Source organism: Streptomyces sp. RKAG293 (genome assembly GCF_023701745.1).
In the GTDB taxonomy this organism is placed as follows: domain Bacteria; phylum Actinomycetota; class Actinomycetes; order Streptomycetales; family Streptomycetaceae; genus Actinacidiphila.
In genome coordinates this window covers 5,882,684-5,901,422 of record NZ_JAJOZB010000001.1, presented here as the reverse complement: position 1 = coordinate 5,901,422, position 18,739 = coordinate 5,882,684, and the positions used below count along the sequence as shown (strand labels likewise).

Annotated in this window: 17 protein-coding genes and 1 riboswitch; of the genes, 7 read left to right on the top strand and 10 right to left on the bottom strand. The window is 70.4% G+C overall.

Annotation, left to right across the window (positions count from 1 at the left end; genetic code table 11):
* Positions 1–29: 29 nt before the first annotated feature.
* The 4 genes from LNW72_RS26485 to LNW72_RS26470 all read right to left on the bottom strand — a co-directional run bounded on the left by LNW72_RS26485 (position 30) and on the right by LNW72_RS26470 (position 5,034).
* A complete protein-coding gene (locus tag LNW72_RS26485; protein ID WP_250977643.1) occupies positions 30–1,574 on the bottom strand; it encodes a glycoside hydrolase family 3 protein in 1,545 nt (514 codons plus the stop codon).
* Positions 1,571–2,425, bottom strand: a complete 855-nt coding sequence (locus tag LNW72_RS26480; protein ID WP_250977642.1) for a carbohydrate ABC transporter permease — start codon at positions 2,423–2,425, stop codon at positions 1,571–1,573. Before LNW72_RS26480 ends, LNW72_RS26485 begins: the two co-directional genes overlap by 4 nt.
* On the bottom strand, positions 2,422–3,429 hold the full coding sequence (locus LNW72_RS26475; RefSeq protein WP_250977641.1) for a carbohydrate ABC transporter permease: 1,008 nt from the start codon (positions 3,427–3,429) through the stop codon (positions 2,422–2,424). Before LNW72_RS26475 ends, LNW72_RS26480 begins: the two co-directional genes overlap by 4 nt.
* A gap of 309 nt (positions 3,430–3,738) precedes the next feature.
* On the bottom strand, positions 3,739–5,034 hold the full coding sequence (locus LNW72_RS26470) for an extracellular solute-binding protein (protein WP_250977640.1): 1,296 nt from the start codon (positions 5,032–5,034) through the stop codon (positions 3,739–3,741).
* 320 nt (positions 5,035–5,354) lie between these two features.
* Between LNW72_RS26470 and LNW72_RS26465 the strand changes: the two genes are divergently transcribed.
* The 3 genes from LNW72_RS26465 (at position 5,355) to mctP (ending at position 8,221) form a co-directional block, all read left to right on the top strand.
* Positions 5,355–6,137 (top strand): GntR family transcriptional regulator, encoded by a 783-nt coding sequence (locus LNW72_RS26465; protein ID WP_138351076.1) that lies wholly within the window; start codon positions 5,355–5,357, stop codon positions 6,135–6,137.
* 177 nt (positions 6,138–6,314) lie between these two features.
* Positions 6,315–6,581: a DUF3311 domain-containing protein gene (locus tag LNW72_RS26460; protein WP_250977639.1), complete on the top strand. Its 267-nt coding sequence runs from the start codon at positions 6,315–6,317 to the stop codon at positions 6,579–6,581.
* Positions 6,578–8,221 carry a monocarboxylate uptake permease MctP gene (gene mctP, locus LNW72_RS26455; RefSeq protein ID WP_250977638.1) on the top strand — a complete coding sequence of 548 codons (1,644 nt, stop codon included), beginning with the start codon at positions 6,578–6,580 and terminating at the stop codon, positions 8,219–8,221. Before LNW72_RS26460 ends, mctP begins: the two co-directional genes overlap by 4 nt.
* Positions 8,222–8,267: 46 nt before the next feature.
* Here the strand turns inward: mctP and LNW72_RS26450 are convergent, their stop codons facing one another.
* Positions 8,268–9,242: a helix-turn-helix domain-containing protein gene (locus tag LNW72_RS26450; RefSeq protein WP_250977637.1), complete on the bottom strand. Its 975-nt coding sequence runs from the start codon at positions 9,240–9,242 to the stop codon at positions 8,268–8,270.
* Between the two features lie 88 nt (positions 9,243–9,330).
* On the opposite strand from LNW72_RS26450, the gene LNW72_RS26445 reads away from it, so the two are divergent.
* The 4 genes from LNW72_RS26445 to LNW72_RS26430 all read left to right on the top strand — a co-directional run bounded on the left by LNW72_RS26445 (position 9,331) and on the right by LNW72_RS26430 (position 13,827).
* Positions 9,331–9,534, top strand: a complete 204-nt coding sequence (locus tag LNW72_RS26445; protein WP_250977636.1) for a hypothetical protein — start codon at positions 9,331–9,333, stop codon at positions 9,532–9,534.
* A gap of 65 nt (positions 9,535–9,599) precedes the next feature.
* Positions 9,600–10,094 carry a GNAT family N-acetyltransferase gene (locus tag LNW72_RS26440; protein WP_250977635.1) on the top strand — a complete coding sequence of 165 codons (495 nt, stop codon included), beginning with the start codon at positions 9,600–9,602 and terminating at the stop codon, positions 10,092–10,094.
* 64 nt (positions 10,095–10,158) lie between these two features.
* Positions 10,159–10,290, top strand: a riboswitch (cobalamin riboswitch).
* Positions 10,291–10,438: 148 nt separating this feature from the next.
* A complete protein-coding gene (locus LNW72_RS26435) occupies positions 10,439–12,796 on the top strand; it encodes a ribonucleoside-diphosphate reductase subunit alpha (protein ID WP_250977634.1) in 2,358 nt (785 codons plus the stop codon).
* The gene (locus LNW72_RS26430) at positions 12,796–13,827 is read left to right on the top strand and encodes a ribonucleotide-diphosphate reductase subunit beta (RefSeq protein ID WP_250977633.1); all 1,032 of its coding nucleotides are present in this window, start codon (positions 12,796–12,798) and stop codon (positions 13,825–13,827) included. The genes LNW72_RS26435 and LNW72_RS26430 overlap by 1 nt, the downstream gene beginning before the upstream one ends.
* A gap of 101 nt (positions 13,828–13,928) precedes the next feature.
* On the opposite strand, the gene def is transcribed toward LNW72_RS26430, so the two are convergent.
* The 5 genes from def to LNW72_RS26410 all read right to left on the bottom strand — a co-directional run bounded on the left by def (position 13,929) and on the right by LNW72_RS26410 (position 18,739).
* Positions 13,929–14,585, bottom strand: coding sequence for a peptide deformylase (def, locus tag LNW72_RS26425; RefSeq protein WP_250977632.1), 657 nt, complete (start codon positions 14,583–14,585; stop codon positions 13,929–13,931).
* Positions 14,586–14,647: 62 nt separating this feature from the next.
* Positions 14,648–15,643, bottom strand: a complete 996-nt coding sequence (locus LNW72_RS26420) for a hypothetical protein (protein WP_138350925.1) — start codon at positions 15,641–15,643, stop codon at positions 14,648–14,650.
* A gap of 17 nt (positions 15,644–15,660) precedes the next feature.
* The gene (locus LNW72_RS41280; RefSeq protein WP_269284347.1) at positions 15,661–15,783 is read right to left on the bottom strand and encodes a biotin/lipoyl-binding protein; all 123 of its coding nucleotides are present in this window, start codon (positions 15,781–15,783) and stop codon (positions 15,661–15,663) included.
* Positions 15,784–15,872: 89 nt separating this feature from the next.
* On the bottom strand, positions 15,873–17,342 hold the full coding sequence (locus LNW72_RS26415; RefSeq protein WP_250977631.1) for an HD domain-containing protein: 1,470 nt from the start codon (positions 17,340–17,342) through the stop codon (positions 15,873–15,875).
* Positions 17,339–18,739: an HD-GYP domain-containing protein gene (locus LNW72_RS26410; protein ID WP_374117424.1), complete on the bottom strand. Its 1,401-nt coding sequence runs from the start codon at positions 18,737–18,739 to the stop codon at positions 17,339–17,341. Before LNW72_RS26410 ends, LNW72_RS26415 begins: the two co-directional genes overlap by 4 nt.

Sequence of the window (18,739 nt, the reverse complement as noted above, 5' to 3'; positions counted from 1 at the left end):
CAGGCTGTTGCGTAGCTCCTCCGCGCCGGTCAGACCCCGGCTTCCTTGCCGGCGATGACCTCCGCGGCTGCTCGCCCGCACACACGGGCAGCGCCATGGGTCGCGATGTGCAGCGCGCCGGACGGCGGCGCCTGGGGCACCCCCATCTCCACCACGACCGTGTCCGGCCGGGCGGCGAGCAGGGCGTCCAGTGCGTCGGCCATCCACGCGTGGCGGTGCACGTCGCGGACCACTGCGACGATCCTACGGTCGGACGCGGACTGCAGCACTTTCGCGCAGAGGGCGTCCACCCCGCCGTCCTCGGCGTCCGCCGCACGGAAGGTGCCGGTCACGGTGCCGGGCAGCAGCCGCTCCAATTCCGCGGCGACCCCCCAGGGCGTCTCGGCGCCGACCGCGATGTTCGCGACCGGGGTGAAGGCGGCCACGTACGGCGCGGTCGCGATCGGTACGTACTCCTCCGTACGGGTCACGCGCACGGCCCGGCGGGCCGCGATGAGGCCGACCTCGGGGTCGGGTGCGGTCCCCTCCGCCGCACCCGACCGCTCGGCCGTCCATGCCGCGAGCGACCGCACCCGGGCCGCGGCGTCGGCGAGCCGCTCCTCGGGCAGATCACCGTCGCGCACCGCACGCACGATGGCGTCGCGGAGCCGCAGCACGGTCTCCTCGTCGGCGAGACCCCCGCCGACACAGATGGCGTCGGCGCCGGCCAGCAGCGCCATGACGGTGCCGCGTTCGATGCCGTACGTCGCCGCGATGGCCTGCATCTCGATGCCGTCGGTGACGATGAGTCCGTCGTAACCGAGGCCGCCCGCCGCGGCGGGCGCGCGCAGCAGCCCGTTGAGCGCGCTGGGGCTGAGCGTGGCGGGCCGGTCCGGGTCGAGGGCCGGCACCAGGATGTGGGCGCTCATCACGGCCTTGGTCCCGGCGGCGACGGCGGCCCGGAACGGCACCAGTTCACGGTCCTGCAGGGTCTGCAGACCGACCTCGATGTTGGGCATCGAGTGGTGCGAGTCGACGGCCGTGTCGCCGTGGCCGGGGAAGTGCTTGGTGCAGGCCGCCACCCCGGCGGACTGCAGACCGGTGATGTACGCGGCGGTGTTGCGCGCGACCAGGTGCGGGTCGGAGCCGAAGGACCGTACGCCGATCACCGGGTTGCCGGGGTCGGAGTTGACGTCCGCGGACGGCGCCCAGTTGAAGTTGACCCCGCAGGTGCCGAGCCGGCGGCCGAGCTCCGCCGCCACCTCCTGCGTCAGGTCCGCGTCGTCGACCGCGCCGAGCGCGAGGTTGCCGGGGAAGGACGAGCCGGTCCGCGCTTCGAGGCGGGTGACGTCACCGCCCTCCTCGTCGGCCGCGACCAGCACGTCCGCCCGTACCGCGCGCAACTGCGCGGTGAGCGCGGACAGCTGCTCGGGCGATTCGATGTTCCGGGCGAACAGCGCCACGGAGCCGAGACCCTCGGCGAGCCGTTGCAGCAGCCACTCGGGCGCGGTGGTCCCGATGAAACCCGGCTGCAGGACGGCGAGCGCGTCCTGAGTGAGAGTGTCGGGGGCGGAGTCGGTAGAAATGACGGTCATCCCTTCACCGCCCCGGCGGTCAGACCGGAAGCGACCTTGCGCTGGACCATGACGAAGAAGATCACCACGGGCAGGGCCACCAGGATGGAGCCCGCCATCAGCGCGCCGAAGTCGGTACCGCGCTGGCCGGTGAAGTTCAGCAGCCAAATGCTGAGGGTGTACTTGTCGTTGTCCTGGAGGAGGACGTAAGCGAAAAGGTATTCGTTCCAGGCCGTCATCAGGGCGTAGATCGAGGCGGCGACCAGACCCGGGGCCAGCAGCGGGAAGACCACGCGGCGGAAGGCGGCCATCTGGCTGCAGCCGTCGACCATGGCCGACTCCTCCAGCTCCTTGGGGATGTTGACGATGAATCCGCGCAGCATCCACACCGAGAAGGGCAGCGTCGTCGCCGCGTACACGACGATGACGCCCCAGTACTGGTTCAGCCCGCCCATGTCGTTGAGCTGGATGTAGATGGGGATCAGCATCGACGTGCCGGGGATCATCTGGATCAGCAGCAGCGTGATCATCAGCCCGCGGCGGCCCCAGAAGTGGAAGCGGCCCAGCGCGTAGGCGGCGAGCAGTCCGACGCCGATGGCGATGACGACGCTGAACAGCGAGATGATCACGCTGCTCTTCACGTTGTCCCAGAAGTTGGGCATGTCCATCGCCCGGTTGAACTGGTCGAACGTGATCGAGCTCGGCCAGAGCTTCTGGTGGTAGCTGAGGATCTCGGTGCTGGGCCGCAGCGCGGTGATGACCATCCAGTAGACCGGGAAGCCCATGACCACGAAGGTGAGCAGGCCGAGGATGTTCCAGCCGGTGCGGTTCTTCTTCTTGCTCTTGTAGGTGACCTTGGCGGCGGTAGTCACTCGACCTCTCCGATCTTCATCAGCTGGCGCAGGTAGTAGACGGAGACGCCGGACAGCATCACCACGGTGATGATGGAGATCGCGGCACCCGTGCTGAAGGAGTTACTGGTGAACGCCTGGGTGAAGGAGTAGAGGCCCAGCAGCTGGTAGTCCGGCTCCGGGTGGTTGTTGCGCATCAGCAGCACCTGGCCGAGCACACCGAAGTCCCAGATGATCGACAGCGTCGTCGTCATGACGAAGACCGGCTTGATCACCGGGAAGGTGACGAACCGGAAGATGCCGAAGCCGCTGGCGCCGTCGATCCTGGCCGCCTCCTCCAGCTCCTTGGGCACCTGGGTGAGCGCCGAGTGCAGGCTGATGGCGATGAACGGGATGGCCGCCCAGACCACCAGGGCGGCGATGATCGCCAGCCCCGAGGTGGGGTTGAGGAACCAGTTGTGCCCGGCGTAGTCGACCCCGGGGAGCTTGCTGAGCAGCTCGTTGACCAACCCGTAGTCCGAGTCGAACATGAACTTGAAGACCGAGGTGGAGACCAGCAGCGGCATCGCCCAGACGGCGACCATCGCGCTGGTGATCATCACCCGGAGCCAGGGCGACACCCGCTGCAGCAGCATCGCTATGAGCAGCCCGAGCAGCATGGTGAAGAAGACACAGACGACGACGAAGACGACCGTGCGGATGAACACGTGCCAGAACTCGGAGTCGCCGAGGATCGTCGTGTACTGGTCGAGACCGACCCACGGGGGTGTTGTACCGCCCCACAGGTTGTTGCGTCTCATGTCCTGGAAGGACAGCACGACGGTGTCGATCAGCGGCCAGCCGAGCACGCCCGCCATGACCACCAGGGCCGGAGTGATCAGCAAGTACGGCAGGGTTCTGTTCTGCCGGGTGGCCGGCCGGCGGCGGGCCCCCCGCCCGGATGCGGGCCGGTCCTGAGCCGGCGGCGGGCTCTCCACGAGGCCCCGCTCCAGCGGCTCGGTGGCATGCGTGTCGGCGGCACTCATCTCGCTGACCTTTCTTCGTCGTCCATGCCGGGTGCGGAGGCGGACGGCCCACGACCGTGGACCGTCCGCCCGGGCCGTGTCTGACAAATCCCTCCCCCAGCTACCGCTGGGGGTGCCCCCAGCCCGGGGCGCCTGGCACGCACGCTCGCTGCGTTGTCGGGCTCATCCACGTACCCCGGTACGAGGACGACCCTCCGCCTTGCGATCGCACGCACCAGACGCCCCGGGCCCCGCCCTCCGGGCGGACGGCGCCATTTGTCAGACACGGCCTGCGCCTGTTTCCCCGCCCCCCACGGGCGGAGCCTGGGATCAGGAGGCGTTGTTGATCAGCGAGTTGATCTTGTCGTCGGCCGCCTTGGTGGCGTCGGCGATGGACTTGCCCTTGATGATGTCGAGCAGCATGTTCTTGAGGATGTTCTGCTTCTCGATCGTGGCCCAGCCCGGAGCGATCGGGGTGAACCAGGCGTCCGGCACCGCGTTGGCGATCGGCGCGGTGGCCGGGTCCGACTTCAGCGGCTCGAGCTGCTTGGTGTTGTTCGGGAGGATCTTCTTGCCGGCCAGCACGGCCTCGGACTTCTCGCTGGTGAAGCTGGCGATCCACTCCTTGGCGAGGTCCTGGACCTTGGACTTGCCGACGACGGCGAGGTCCGAGCCACCGATGAAGGACGGCAGCGCCTTGCCGTTCGGGCCGGGCATACCGGCCGTCTTGATGGCGTCCTTCAGCTTCGGGTTGCCGGGCGCCTTGGTGTCGACGACGCTGCCGGACTCCCAGCCGTTGCCGTAGATCAGCGCGGTCTTCTCCTGGGCCATGACCGCGGCGTGGTCCGCCTCGTCCTTGGTCTTGTCACCGTGGTTGTACTTGTTGACCAGCTCGATGAAGTGCTTCAGACCTTCCTGGGCCTCCGGGGAGGACAGGGTGCCGGTCCACTTGCCGCCGTCGTACTTGGCGATCTGGCCGCCGTACGCCTTGACGTAGGACATGGCCGCGTACCAGTACTCGCCCGGCAGGTAGAGCGGCGAGTACGCCTTGTCGGCGCCCTTCGCGGCCGCGATCTTGTCCAGCGCGGCGGTCAGGTCGGTCTCGGTCTTCGGCATGTCGGCGGAGCCGGTCGCGGCCTTGAAGACATCGGCGTTGTAGATCGCCACACGGGCACCGGCGTAGTACGGCACGCAGTAGAGCTTGCCCTGGTACGAGCAGGTGTCCTCGAGGCCCTTGATCCAGGTGGCCGAATTCTCGAACTTGGTCTTGTCGACCTCGGCGAGGGCACCGTTGAGGATGTAGGTCATGGTCTCGGTGTTGCCGAGCTCGACGACATCCGGAGCGCTGGAGCCGGAGAGCGCGGCGTCCAGCTTCTGGACCTTGTCGCTCCACTGCTGGTACTGCACCTTCACGGTGACGTTCGGGTACTTCGCCTTGAACTCGTCATTGACGCTCTTGACCAGCTCCGGCCAGGTGCTCTGGGCGTCACTCATGAGCCAGACGGTCACGGTGTCCTTGCGGTCCGCCGGCTTCGCGGCCGTGTCGTCCTTCTTGTCGCTGCCACACGCTGCGACGCCCGCGATCATGGTCGCGACACCGATTGCCGCGATGAGCTTGCGCTTCATGCCACCCTCCTCAGGATGCCCGAAACCACCCCCCACCGCCCGAAAAGTCGGCTGCCGCGAGACACGGCAAATGCCGCGTCCTGCTTGTGGGTCTGGGATTGGTCTTTAATGGTTTAGACCAGTGAGCGCAGCTTGGCCTAGACCTTTAGGGGTGTCAAGGGTGTATAAGAAGCGCTGTTAGGTCTGTTATCGGACCGACACCTGAGGGGGACGTCACCTGCCATCGCCTCCCTGGACCACAGCAGCCCGTGCCACCATGTGAGCCGCGATAGACGGAGGAGCCGGTGACGGCAGCACGACAGCAGTCGGGAGTAGACGTCATGGACAGCGACGGGGGCGGCGGCACGCCGGCATCGGACGTGCCGGAGACGGCGGGCGCCGCCGGGCGCACCGCGCGTGTGCCCAAGTACTACCGCCTCAAGCGACATCTGCTGGACATCACGCAGACGATGCCGCCCGGCACACCGGTCCCGCCGGAGCGCACGCTCGCGGCGGAATTCGACACCTCCCGCACCACCGTGCGGCAGGCCCTGCAGGAACTGGTGGTCGAGGGGCGCCTCGAACGCATCCAGGGCAAGGGCACCTTCGTCGCCAAGCCGAAGGTCTCCCAGGCACTGCAACTCACCTCGTACACGGAGGACATGCGCGCCCAGGGCCTGGAGCCCACGTCACAGCTCCTGGACATCGGCTACATCACCGCGGACGACCGGCTCGCCGGCCTCCTCGACATGAAGACCGGCGGCCGGGTGCTGCGCATCGAGCGGCTGCGGCTCGCCAACAGCGAGCCGATGGCCATCGAGATCACCCATCTGTCGGCGAAGCGCTTTCCCGCGCTGCGCCGCAGCCTCGCCAAGTACACCTCCCTGTACACGGCGCTGGCGGAGGTCTACGACGTACGGCTGGCCGAGGCCGAGGAGACCATCGAGACCTCGCTGGCCACTCCCCGCGAGGCCGGCCTGCTCGGCACGGACGTCGGCCTGCCGATGCTGATGCTGTCCCGGCACTCCATCGACACCACGGGTGAACCGGTCGAATGGGTGCGTTCCGTCTACCGCGGCGACCGGTACAAGTTCGTCGCCAGGCTGAGCCGCCCCACCGACTGACCACCGACCGACCGCGGCCGAATTCCGGCCGAACCGGCTCCGATCCACCCGATTCCCCTCTCGTCCGGGATCGAGTCCGTACCGATATGCGGACCGCTAGTGACGTGTGGCGGAGTGCTGCCCTAGATTTCCTGCGCATTACGCAGGAGATTCGCTCTAGGGGACGGAGCCGAGAAGATGTCAGCACCACCGGAAACCTCACCTACGCCCAACCGCACACCGGTCGTCACACCTTCGCGTGTGGTGGCCGGTGTATGCCTGGTCATCCCGTTGGTCGCGATGCTGTGGGTCAGCTCCTACTCGCGGCTGACGCCGGAGTTCATCGGCATCCCGTTCTTCTACTGGTACCAGATGGCCTGGGTGTTCATCTCGGCCGGACTGACCACGATCGCCTACCTCCTGGTCCGCCGTGAGGAACGCGCACGCAAGGGGGCCGCGTCATGACCGGTGGTGTCAACGGTGTGGCGCTCGGCGTCTTCATCTTCTTCTTCGTGGCGGTCACCGTCCTGGGCTTCCTGGCGGCCCGCTGGCGGCGCGCCGACAACGCGCTGAGCCTGGACGAATGGGGTCTGGGCGGCCGGAGCTTCGGCACCTGGATCACCTGGTTCCTGCTCGGCGGCGACCTCTACACGGCGTACACCTTCGTCGCCGTCCCGGCGGCGATCTACGCGGCGGGCGCGGCCGGCTTCTTCGCGGTGCCGTACACGATCATCACGTACCCGCTGGTCTTCCTCTTCCTGCCGCGGCTCTGGTCGATCTCCCACAAGCACGGCTACGTCACGTCCTCGGACTTCATCCGCGGCCGCTTCGGCTCCAAGGGCCTGTCGCTGGCGATGGCCGTCACCGGCATCCTCGCCACGATGCCGTACATCGCGCTGCAACTCGTCGGGATCCAGGCGGTCCTGGACGTGATGGGCGTCGGCGGCGGCGAGAACTCCAGCTGGTTCATGAAGGACCTGCCGCTGCTGATCGCGTTCGGGGTGCTCGCGGCGTACACGTACTCCTCGGGGCTGCGCGCGCCCGCGATGATCGCGTTCGTCAAGGACGCGCTGATCTACATCGTCATCGCGGTGGCGATCATCTACATCCCGTACAAGCTGGGCGGCTTCGACAGCATCTTCGACAAGGCGGGCAAGGCCTACGCCACCGTCAACCCGGCGACGGGGAAGCCCAGGGGCTCGCTGGTCTCCGGGCCACAGGCGCAGTGGGCGTACGCGACCCTGGCGCTCGGTTCGGCCATGGCGCTGTTCCTGTACCCGCACTCGGTGACCGCGGTGCTGTCCGGCAAGAGCCGCAACGTCATCCGCCGCAACACCACCATCCTGCCGCTGTACTCGCTGATGCTGGGCCTGCTGGCGATGCTCGGCTTCATGGCGCTGGCGGCCGGCGTCGGTGTCGGGGTGAAGGGGTACAACCCGCAGACGGCGATCCCGCAGCTGTTCGAGGACATGTTCCCCGACTGGTTCGCGGGGGTGGCGTTCGCCGCGATCGGCATCGGCGCGCTGGTGCCCGCGGCCATCATGTCGATCGCCGCGGCGAACCTGTTCACCCGCAACATCTACAAGGACTTCATCAAGCCCGACGCCACCCCCGCGCAGGAGACCAAGGTCTCCAAGCTGGTGTCGCTGCTGGTGAAGGTCGGCGCGCTGATCTTCGTCCTCACCATGGACAAGACCGTCGCGATCAACTTCCAGCTGCTGGGCGGCATCTGGATCCTGCAGACCGTCCCGGCCATCGTCGGCGGTCTGTTCACCCGGTGGTTCCACCGCTGGGCGCTGCTGGCCGGCTGGGCCGCGGGCATGTTCTACGGCACCTGGAAGGCGTACGAGCAGCACACCCCGGCGCAGAACCACTTCGCCGGGAACGCGGACCTGATCCCGTACATCGGCGAGAAGGGCTACATCGGCCTCACGGCCTTCGTGATCAACATAGTGGTGGCGGTCGTGCTGACCTTCGTCCTCAAGGCGCTCAAGGCGCCTGAGGGCGTCGACGAGACCTCGCCCTCCGACTACACGGCCGACTCCGGTGAGCCGGGCGTCAAGAAAGAGCTGCCGCTGGATCCTGAGCCGGCGGTTCTCAACTGATCTCTCCTGAGCCGCCGGTTCCTCCGCGGCTCCCCGGGACCCGGTGTCACGCGCTCCGCGCGGGCACCGGGTCCCTGAACGTCCGGCGGTAGGCCTGCGGGGTGGTGCCCACCCACTGGGCGAAGTGATGGCGCAGGGTCGCCGAGCTGCCGAAGCCCGCGCGGGCGGCGATCGCGTCCATCGTCTCGTCCGTCCCCTCCAGCAACTCGCGCGCCAGCAGCACCCGCTGGCCCAGCAGCCAGCGGTACGGGGTGGTGCCGGTCTCCTGGTGGAAGCGGCGGGCGAAGGTGCGCGGCGACATATGGGCGCGGGCGGCCAGTTCCTCGACGGTCACCTCACGGTCCAGATGGCGCTCCATCCAGCTGAGCACCGCGCCCACGGTGTCGCACCGGCCGCGCGGCAGCGGCCGGTCCACGTACTGCGCCTGCCCGCCCTCCCGGTGCGGCGGCACCACCATGCGCCGGGCGATGCCGGAGGCCACCGCGCCGCCCTGCTCCTTGCGGACCAGGTGCAGACAGGCGTCGATGCCCGCGGCCGTACCGGCGGACGTGATCACCGGGTCGTCGTCCACGTACAGCACGTCCGGCTCGATCCGGGCGAGCGGGAAGCGGCGCGCCAGCGCGTCCGTGTGCCGCCAGTGCGTGGTGCAGCTCCGGCCGTCCAGCAGCCCGGCCGCGCCCAGCACGAACGCCCCCGAGCACACGCTGAGCACCCGGCCGCCCCGCTCCACGGCTCCGCGCAGCGCGCGCAGCAGCTCCGGCGGGTACTCCGCCCGCTCGGGGTAGTCGCACCCGGCCGGGACGGCGATGAGGTCCGCCTCCTCCAGCCGGTCGATCCCGTACGGCGTCGAGACGTCCATGCCGTTGTGCAACTGGACGGGCTGCTTCCCGATGCCGACGACGGCGAAGTCGTAGACGGGCAGCCCCTGCTCACTGCGGTCGATGCCGAAGACTTCGCAGACGACGCCCAGTTCGAAGGCGTGTCCGCCGTCCATCAGCACCACTGCGACGTTTTCCAGCATGGGACCAGCATCGCACTTGGCAGTAATTAGCGGTAGTGCGTCAGTCCTGCCACTGCCATGGCGGAGCACCCCCCGCGAAAATAGATGCATGAACACATTCCTCGGCCTCCTGGCCGCCGGCGCCCTGATCCTCCTCATCGCCCTGCCCGCCCTGATCGGCTTCGGCATCGAGCTCCGCATCTCCCGCCAGATCCGGGCCGCGAGGGCCGCGGAGCGGCGTCGCGAGGAGCAGTCCTCCCCCAGCCGAGTGCCGGCGGAGGCGACCCGCGGCGCCTTCAGCCCGGTCGTCTGAAGGCACCCGATGGACTCCCCCGTACTCCCCGCGGGCCGGCGCCGGCCATGCGGCAGACTGCGGGGATGGACATCATCATCCGCCCCGCGCGAGCGGACGAGCTCGATGCGGCAGGCCGCATCACCGCCGACGCCTTCATCGCCGACGGCCACACCCAGCCGGACGGCCAGTACGCCCCGAAGCTGCGCGACGCCCGCGCCCGCGCGGTGTCCGCGGAGGTGCTCGTCGCCGTCGACGCGGCGGACGACACGCTGCTCGGCTGCGTGACGTTCGCCCCTCCCGGCAGCCCCTGGGGCGACATAGCCCGGGACGGCGAGGCGGAGTTCCGGATGCTCGCCGTCGACCCGTCCGCGCGCGGCCGCGGCACCGGCGAGGCACTCGTCCTGGCGTGTGTGGAACGGGCCCGCGCCCTCGGCGTCCGGCAACTGGTGATGTCCACCCAGCAGTCGATGACCGGCGCCCACCGGATCTACGAACGGCTCGGATTCCGGCGCACGCCGGACCGCGACTGGTCGCCCGTTCCGGGCGTCCACCTGTTCACGTACGCCCTCCCGTTGTAACGCATACCGTCCACGGCGCAACACACCAGACACAACATCTGGGGTTACCGCTGCGAGGCGCCACTAGATGTATGCTCAGGACCGCTGTCCACGCAGGGGAAGCCGGTGAGAATCCGGCACTGCCCCGCAACGGTGAGCGGTCGTGCCTGCGCACGCCCGCACAGTCCGGCCACCTGCCGACGGCGCACCCGGTCCTGCCTTCCGGGTGCAGTGTTGTCCGGGCCTCGCGGGTTGGGCCGGCGGACGCGATATGGCACACCCCTGCCCTGATGCGGTGTGCCCGAACGCGCCTGCTCCTCCCCCCTCGCGACGCCGTCGCCGCGTTCGAGGGAGAGAGCACCAACGTGACCATCGCGCCCGCAGCCCCCGCCTCAGCAGGAACCATCCTGCTGCACACCCTGACGGAACTGACCGTCGACCTCCCCGACACCGACCCCGGCCGGGTCGCCGCTGCCGCCCTCCGCGGCCGCAACGCCGGATCGGACGAGGCCGAACTGCGGGCGCTGGCCACCGAGGCCGCCGCCGGACTGATCTCCGAGGACCCGCAGTACAGCCGGCTCGCGGCCCGGCTGCTGGCCCGCGCGGTCGCCGACGAGGCGGCGGGGCAGGGCGCCGTCTCCTTCTCCGCCTCCATCGCCGTCGGGCACCGCGAAGGCCTGATCGCCGACGCCACCGCCGAGTTCGTCCTGCTGCACGCCGCCCGCCTGGACGCGATGATCGACGACACCGCCGACGACCGCCTCGAGTACTTCGGCCTGCGCACCCTGCACAGCCGCTATCTGCTGCGGCACCCGATCACCCGCCAGGTCATCGAGACCCCGCAGCACTTCCTGCTGCGCGTCGCCTGCGGCCTGGCCGAGGACCACTCGGTGCGCGCCCTCGTCGAGGTCGGCGAGCTCTACGCGCTGACCAGCACGCTCTCCTACCTCCCCAGCTCCCCCACGCTCTTCAACTCCGGCACCCGGCACCCGCAGATGTCGTCGTGCTACCTGCTGGACTCCCCGCTCGACGAGCTGGACTCGATCTACGACCGCTACCACCAGGTCGCCCGGCTCTCGAAGCACGCCGGCGGCATCGGCATCCCGTTCAGCCGGATCCGCTCCCGCGGCTCGCTGATCCGCGGCACCAACGGGCACTCCAACGGCATCGTCCCGTTCCTGCGCACCCTCGACGCGTCCGTCGCCGCCGTCAACCAGGGCGGCCGGCGCAAGGGCGCCGCCGCCGTCTACCTGGAGACGTGGCACGCCGACATCGAGGAGTTCCTGGAGCTGCGCGACAACACCGGCGAGGAGGCCAGGCGTACGCACAACCTCAACCTCGCGCACTGGATCCCCGACGAGTTCATGCGCCGGGTGGACTCCGACACCGACTGGTCGCTGTTCTCCCCCGCCGACGTACCCGAGCTCGTCGACCTGTGGGGCGGCGACTTCGACGCCGCCTACCACAAGGCCGAGTCCGCCGGTCTGGCCATCAAGACCATCCCGGCCCGCCAGCTCTACGCCCGGATGATGCGCACCCTCGCGCAGACCGGCAACGGCTGGCTGAACTTCAAGGACTCCGCCAACCGCACCGCCAACCAGACGGCGCTGCCCGGCAACGTCGTCCACTCCTCGAACCTGTGCACCGAGATCCTGGAGGTCTCCGACGACGGCGAGACCGCCGTCTGCAACCTCGGCTCGGTCAACCTCTCCGCCCACCTCGGCACCGACGGCGAGATGGACTGGCAGAAGCTCGACGCGACGGTCCGCACCGCCGTCACCTTCCTCGACCGCGTGGTGGACATCAACTTCTACCCGACCGACCAGGCCGGCGCGTCGAACTCCCGCTGGCGGCCGGTGGGCCTGGGCCTGATGGGCCTGCAGGACGTCTTCTTCCAGCTGCGGCTGCCGTTCGACTCCGCCGAAGCGCGGACGCTGTCCACCCGCATCTCCGAGCGGATCATGCTCGCCGCGTACGAGGCGTCCGCCACCCTCGCCGAGCGGCACGGCCCGCACCCCGGCTGGGAGCAGACCCGTACCGCCCAGGGCGTGCTGCACCCCGACCACTACGACACCGCCGAGTCGCTCTGGCCGGAGCGCTGGAACGCGCTGCGCGCCCGGATCGCGAAGACCGGCATGCGCAACTCCCTACTGCTGGCCATCGCGCCGACCGCGACGATCGCCTCGATCGCCGGTGTCTACGAGTGCATCGAGCCGCAGGTCTCCAACCTCTTCAAGCGCGAGACGCTGTCGGGTGAGTTCCTCCAGGTCAACTCCTACCTGGTGAACGAGCTCAAGGAGCTCGGCGTCTGGGACGCCCAGTCCCGCGAGGCGCTGCGCGAGTCCAACGGCTCCGTCGAGGGCTTCACCTGGATCCCGGCCGAGGTGCGCGCCCTGTACCGCACCGCCTGGGAGCTGCCGCAGCGCGCCCTGATCGACATGGCCGCGGCGCGCACCCCGTACCTCGACCAGAGCCAGTCGCTGAACCTCTTCATGGCCTCGCCGACCATCGGCAAGCTCAGCTCGATGTACGCGTACGCCTGGAAGCAGGGTCTGAAGACCACGTACTACCTGCGGTCCCGGCCGGCCACCAGGATCGCCCGCGCCGCCGCGGCAGCGCCGGCGGCCGCCGTGCCCGCGCCCATCCCCGTCCAGCAGACGACCGACGACGACGCCGTCGCCTGCTCCCTGGAAAACCCCGAGTCCTGCGAGGCCTGCCAGTAATGCCCAGCACACCCAACACGACGACGCACGAGAAGCACCTCCTGGACCCGGGCTTCGAGCTGACCCTGCGTCCGATGCGCTACCCGGAGTTCTACGAGCGCTACCACAACGCGATCAAGAACACCTGGTCCGTCGAGGAGGTCGACCTCCACTCCGACGTCGCCGACCTCGCCAAGCTCTCCCCCGGCGAGCAGCACATGATCGGCCGCCTCGTCGCGTTCTTCGCGACCGGTGACTCGATCGTCTCCAACAACCTCGTGCTCACGCTCTACAAGCACATCAACTCGCCCGAGGCCCGGCTCTACCTGTCCCGCCAGCTCTTCGAGGAGGCCGTGCACGTCCAGTTCTATCTGACGCTGCTCGACACGTACCTCCCCGACCCGGACGACCGGGCCGCCGCCTTCGACGCGGTCGAGAGCATCCCGTCGATCCGCGAGAAGGCGCAGTTCTGCTTCAAGTGGATGGACTCCGTCGAGAAGATCGACCGGCTGGAGTCCAAGTCCGACCGGCGCCGCTTCCTGCTCAACCTGATCTGCTTCGCGGCCTGCATCGAGGGGCTGTTCTTCTACGGCGCCTTCGCCTACGTCTACTGGTTCCGCTCGCGGGGCCTGCTGCACGGACTGGCGACCGGCACCAACTGGGTCTTCCGCGACGAGACCGGTCACATGGACGCGGCGTTCGCGTTCGTCGACACCGTCCGCGAGGAGGAGCCGGACCTCTTCGACGCGGAACTCGACCAGCAGATCACCGACATGATCCGCGAGGCCGTCGAGGCGGAACTCCAGTTCGGCCGCGACCTCTGCGGTGACGGCCTGCCCGGCATGAACACCGAGTCGATGCGCGAGTACCTCCAGTGCGTCGCCGACCAGCGCCTCGCCCGGCTCGGCATCAAGCCGGTCTACGGCTCGGAGAACCCCTTCTCCTTCATGGAGCTCCAGGGCGTCCAGGAACTGACCAACTTCTTCGAACGCCGCGCCTCCGCCTACCAGGTGGCGGTCGAGGGCACGGTCGGCTTCGACGACGACTTCTAGTCACCACGACTTCCGGTCACCACGCCGGCAACGCGTAAGGGCCCCGCTCCAGGACGCATTCCTGGAGCGGGGCCCTTACGCGTGGTGCTGCCGGCGAACGGTCAGTCGTTGGGGACCGTGGCGAACTTGGGGGTGGCTTCTTCCATTTGGCGCAGGACGTCCTTGCGGTCGCGCTTGGAGAGCCGATCGATGTACAGGTAGCCGTACAGGTGGTCGGTCTCGTGCTGGAGGCAGCGGGCGAAGTAGCCGGTGCCCTCCAGGGCGATGGGGTTGCCCTTGAGGTCCTGGCCGCGGACGATCGCGTAGTCCGGGCGGGCCAGTTCCATGTAGGCGCCGGGCACCGAGAGGCAGCCCTCGTTGGAGTCGTCGAGCACGCGCCGGTCGGCGGGGATCTCGTCCAGGACCGGGTTGCAGACGGCGCCGGTGTGGCGCACGCCGTCGTCGTCCGGGCAGTCGTAGACGAAGACCTTGAGGTCGACGCCGATCTGGTTGGCGGCGAGGCCGACACCCTCGGCGGCCTTCTGGCTCGCGAACATGTCGTCCACGAGGGCGGCGAGCGCGTCGTCGAACTCCGTGACGTCGCGGCACTCCTTGTGGAGCACCGGATTGCCCACGACGGTGATCGGGCGGGCCGTCCCGCGCTCGCGGTACGCCAGCTCGCGCGCCTCGGCGTCCGTGATGTCGTCGAAGAACTCCGACGCTTCATCGTGCTCGTGCGCGTGCCGGTCCTGCTGCTTCTCGGTTTCCTGCTGCGACATGTTCCGCCGTACGCCTTCCCAATACCGTCATAGACCCGTCAAGCGTACGGGGCCGCGCAAGGTCAGCAGACCTCCTCCAGATCACGCCAGTCCCGGGTGTCAGGACTGTCCGCGATCCAGCTGTCGAGAAGGCCTCGTACGAGGGCGGCGGGCGCCGCTATCCCGCACTCGCGTTCGGGGACCCAGAGGGAGCCCGCGCTGTGGTGGCTGAGGTGGCCGGGGTGGCCGGGTTCACCGTGGTCATGGGGGTCGCGGGAGGTCGCGGAGCCGTCGTCGGTGGGCATCCGGCTCTCCGAGCAGGTGCGGCAGAGCAGCCGCACGGAGGACGACCAGTCCTCGGCGGCGAAGCCGGCGTCTGCGGCCAGCCGCTCCAGGGCGTCCCGGTCGGCCGCGGTGGCGGCCTCCAGCAGGACCAGCCAGGTGGGCACCGGTGAGGGCGCCCACAGCTCGATCTCGTCGAAGACCGGGTACACGGACTTCGCGGAGCCCTCCGCGGTGGCGCGCTCGCCGTGCGGGACGCCGTCGTGCAGCACGACCTCGCCCCAGCGGCGGCCCGAGGACGGCAGCGGGATGCTCAGCACCTCGATCCTGGCCGGATCCAGCCGGCGGCCCCAGACGACCTCGGCCTCGCCCTCCGGCGACAGCCGCACCGCGGCGCTGCCCAGCGCCAGCCGGACCGCTTCCTCGGAGGCACTCTCGGCGGAGCCGGACGGCAGCCGCAGCCCGTACGCCTGCCAGGAGCGGCGGGCCAGCGGCCAGTCCTGCAGGGCGGTGGCGGCGATGCCGAGGTTCCACCAGTCCGGGGCGCCGGAGTCGCGGTCCAGCAGGGCCACGGCGCGCAGCCCCGCGGTGCGGGCCTGCTCCCAGTCGTGGCGGAACTTGTGCAGCAGCGCGAGGTTGTACCAGGACTCGGAGAGCCACGGTTCCATATCGGCGGCGCGCGTCAGCAGCGCGCCCGCGTCCTCGTAGCGCCCGTCGCCGATGAGCGAGAAGGCGCGGTCGGTGGCCTGCCGCCACGTAGGGGAGGGCCGGTGCCGCACTCTGCCGAAGATCCTCACGATTCCCGCCTGCCTGCTCAGCCGATCACGGCCGGGACGTCGCCTTTCCGCACCACGTCCCCCTCGGACACCTTCAGCCCGGTGACGATTCCCGGCATCTCGGTGAGTACCGGGATTTCCTGCTCCACGGTCTCCAGCATGACGACGCTCCCGTCCCCCCGCAGGTTGTTCCCCCGCTCAGTGACAACCTTCCACATATCGGCCGGAGTCTCAGCCCGGATTCCGGTCCTCACCACTCCTCCTTGCCATCCCCAGCCGCATCCAACCATGCCGGTCGCGGGCGCCGCTCATTACCGTCCGGTTCCCCGCCGGCGGCCCGGGCCGTCCCGCCACGGGCGAGAACCCGGGTCAGCGCCTCCACGACGCCCGGATCGTAGTCCCGGGCGGTGGACAGCCGCAGCCGCTCCACGGCCGCCAGACGGCGGTCCAGGGCCGCCGTCCCGCCGGTCAGGTCCTCGTACGCGTTGACGGCGCGGACGATCCGGCCGGCAAGGGGCTGTTCGCGGTAGGGGTCGGCCTGGCGCTCGACGATCACCGCGACCTCGGCCGGAACGCCGGTCTGGCGGACCACGACACCGCCCAGCAGCGCGATACGGCGCCGCTCCTCGGGCTCCAGCGGCTCGGTGGCACCGCCGGGGACGGGGTCGACGAGGGAGAGCTGGCCGATGTCGTGCATGAGGGCGGCGTACTCCAGGAGCAGCAGCTCGCGCTGCGCCATCCCCAGTTCCCGGCCGACCTCCCGGCTGAGGGCGGTGACCCGGCGGGCGTGGCCCGTGGGCGTGTAGCCGGCGACCTCGGTGGCGCGGGCGAGGGAGGCGATCGTCTGCCGGTAGGTGGCCCGGATCGCGGCATGGCGGCGGAACGAGACCTGGGTGAGCAGCAGCGGGAGGCTGAAGACGGGCAGCGCCCAGAGCCCGGCGACGCCCACCGCCAGGGCCATCACGACACCGCCGGCGCAGACGGCGGAGCCGATGGTGGGCAGGGCCCGCAGCTCGTCGCGCAGCACCGGCGCGAAGGGGTGGCCGGTCCTGGCGGCGGCGAGCGTCGCGGCCAGCACGGCGTCGCACAGGGCGGTGAGCGCGAGCAGCGCGAACAGGAACAGCGCGTAGAGCGGGCCCGGGTCGAAGAAGCGCCGCAGCAGGCCGGAGTTGTAGAGCGGCTGGAAACAGGTGGCGGCGAAGGCCACGGCGAGGACGCGGCGGGCGGCGTTGTCCAGGGAGCGTGCGTCCGCGGTGTCCTGGGTGCCGGGGACCGCACGGGTGGTGCGGGGGCCGGGCAGCGCGTTGGCCAGCCGGCCGAGTGCGGCGGCCACCACGACCACCGCGACGACCTGGAGGACCCCGTGCGAGGTCGGGGCGCCGTCCGCCTCGCCGAGCAGCGCGTACGCCAGCGCCCCCGCGGTGGCCAGCGGCGCCGCCTCGCGGTCGCCGGGCAGCGGGATCCGGGCGGCCTCCCCCACCGCGATCAGCGCTCCGAAGGCGGTGGCCGTCGCGGGCTCGGCGACACCGGCCCACGCCGTCCAGCCGATCGCCACGACGGTGAGCAGCGCGGTCGCCGCGTAGGCCGCCCCCACGACGAGCGGCGTCCGCGGCCGGGCCCCGGCGCGGGACGCGCCCCGGCCGTGCCGTCCGTGCCGGGGCCGGCGGCCGGGGGGCCATCGGGGTGGCCCGGCCGCGGGATCGTCACGGGGGGACGTCATGGCCGGTGGTCCGGTGCGGCGGCCGTGGCGCTGGCGCCGGCGGAGCGCGGCAGCGGGAGGGCGGGCCCGGCGGCGCCCGGCGTGGGCAGGTCGGGTACGTCGGCCGTCGCGGTGGGGGTCCAGACGTGCCGGTCGAGGGCGCTGATGAGGCCGGTGACCATGGCGGGGTCGAACTGGGTCCCGGCGCAGCGGCGGAGTTCGGCCAGCGCCTCGCCGACGCCCCTGGCCCGGCGGTAGCTGCGGGTGGAGGTCATGGCGTCGAAGGCGTCGGCGACGGCGACGACGCGGGCGAACTCGGGGATCTGGTCGCCGGTCAGCCCGAAGGGGTAGCCGCTGCCGTCGATCCGTTCGTGGTGGTGCAGGATCGCGGCGCGGGCCTCGCCGAGGAACGCGATGCCGCGCACCACCTCGTGGCCGTACTCCGGGTGCAGTTCGATCACCCGGCGCTCCTCGGGGGTGAGCGGCCCGTCCTTGCGCAGCAGCCGGGTCGGGACGCCGATCTTGCCGATGTCGTGCAGGATCCCGGCGAAGCGCAGCGCGTCGACCCGGTCCTCGGCCATGCCGATCTCGCGGGCGATGAACACCGAGGCGCGGCCGACGCGTTCGCTGTGGCCGCGCGTGTAGCGGTCCTTGATCTCGACGGCCTGGACGAGGGCCCGGACGGTCGCCCGGTGCGCGGTGTGCTCGCGGTGGACCTGGGCGAAGACCCAGCAGGCGATGTACATGGGGAGCAGCACCAGAACGGCGGCGAAGGCCCCGTACGAGCCGCGCCACAGCGCCGCCATCATCAGCCCGACCATCCCGTAGGTCAGGTGCGGTGCGATCGAGCCCAGCAGCGGGGTGCCCCAGGCGGCGCGCGGCGGGCAGCGCTCGGCGGTGACGAGCACTCCGCCGACGAGGGTGGTGGCCACCACGCAGAAGGTGAGCGCGGCGGCCGCGGCCGGGAGCAGCAGATACGGGAAGTCCAGCCCGTTCAGGGCGCGTTCGCCGCCCAGCAGCCGCTGTGCGTGGCCGGCGGCGAAGGTGGCGACGCCGAGCTGGCCGGCGCGCCAGCAGCGCCGCAGCCAGCGCGGGCTCTGCCCGACCCGGCCGGCCAGCGATCCCGGCAGGGCGACGAGCGCGGCGGCGGACGGCGGCAGCATCAGCGCCGCGGCGAGCAGCACGGGGTAGAACGAGCCGATCCCGGCGGGTGCGTCACGTCCGGGGTTCCGGCCCGCGGCCGCCAGGGTCCCGCGTCCCGCGGACGGAAGGCCGATCTCGCAGACCGCGTACAGGACGGCGAGGACGGCGACCGTCAACCAGGGCGTCCGGCCGTCGAACGCGGGGGCGGCGCATGAGCAGGCGGCGAGCAGGACCACCGCGATGTAGCCGCGGGCCGCCGGCGGCAGGGTCCGCAG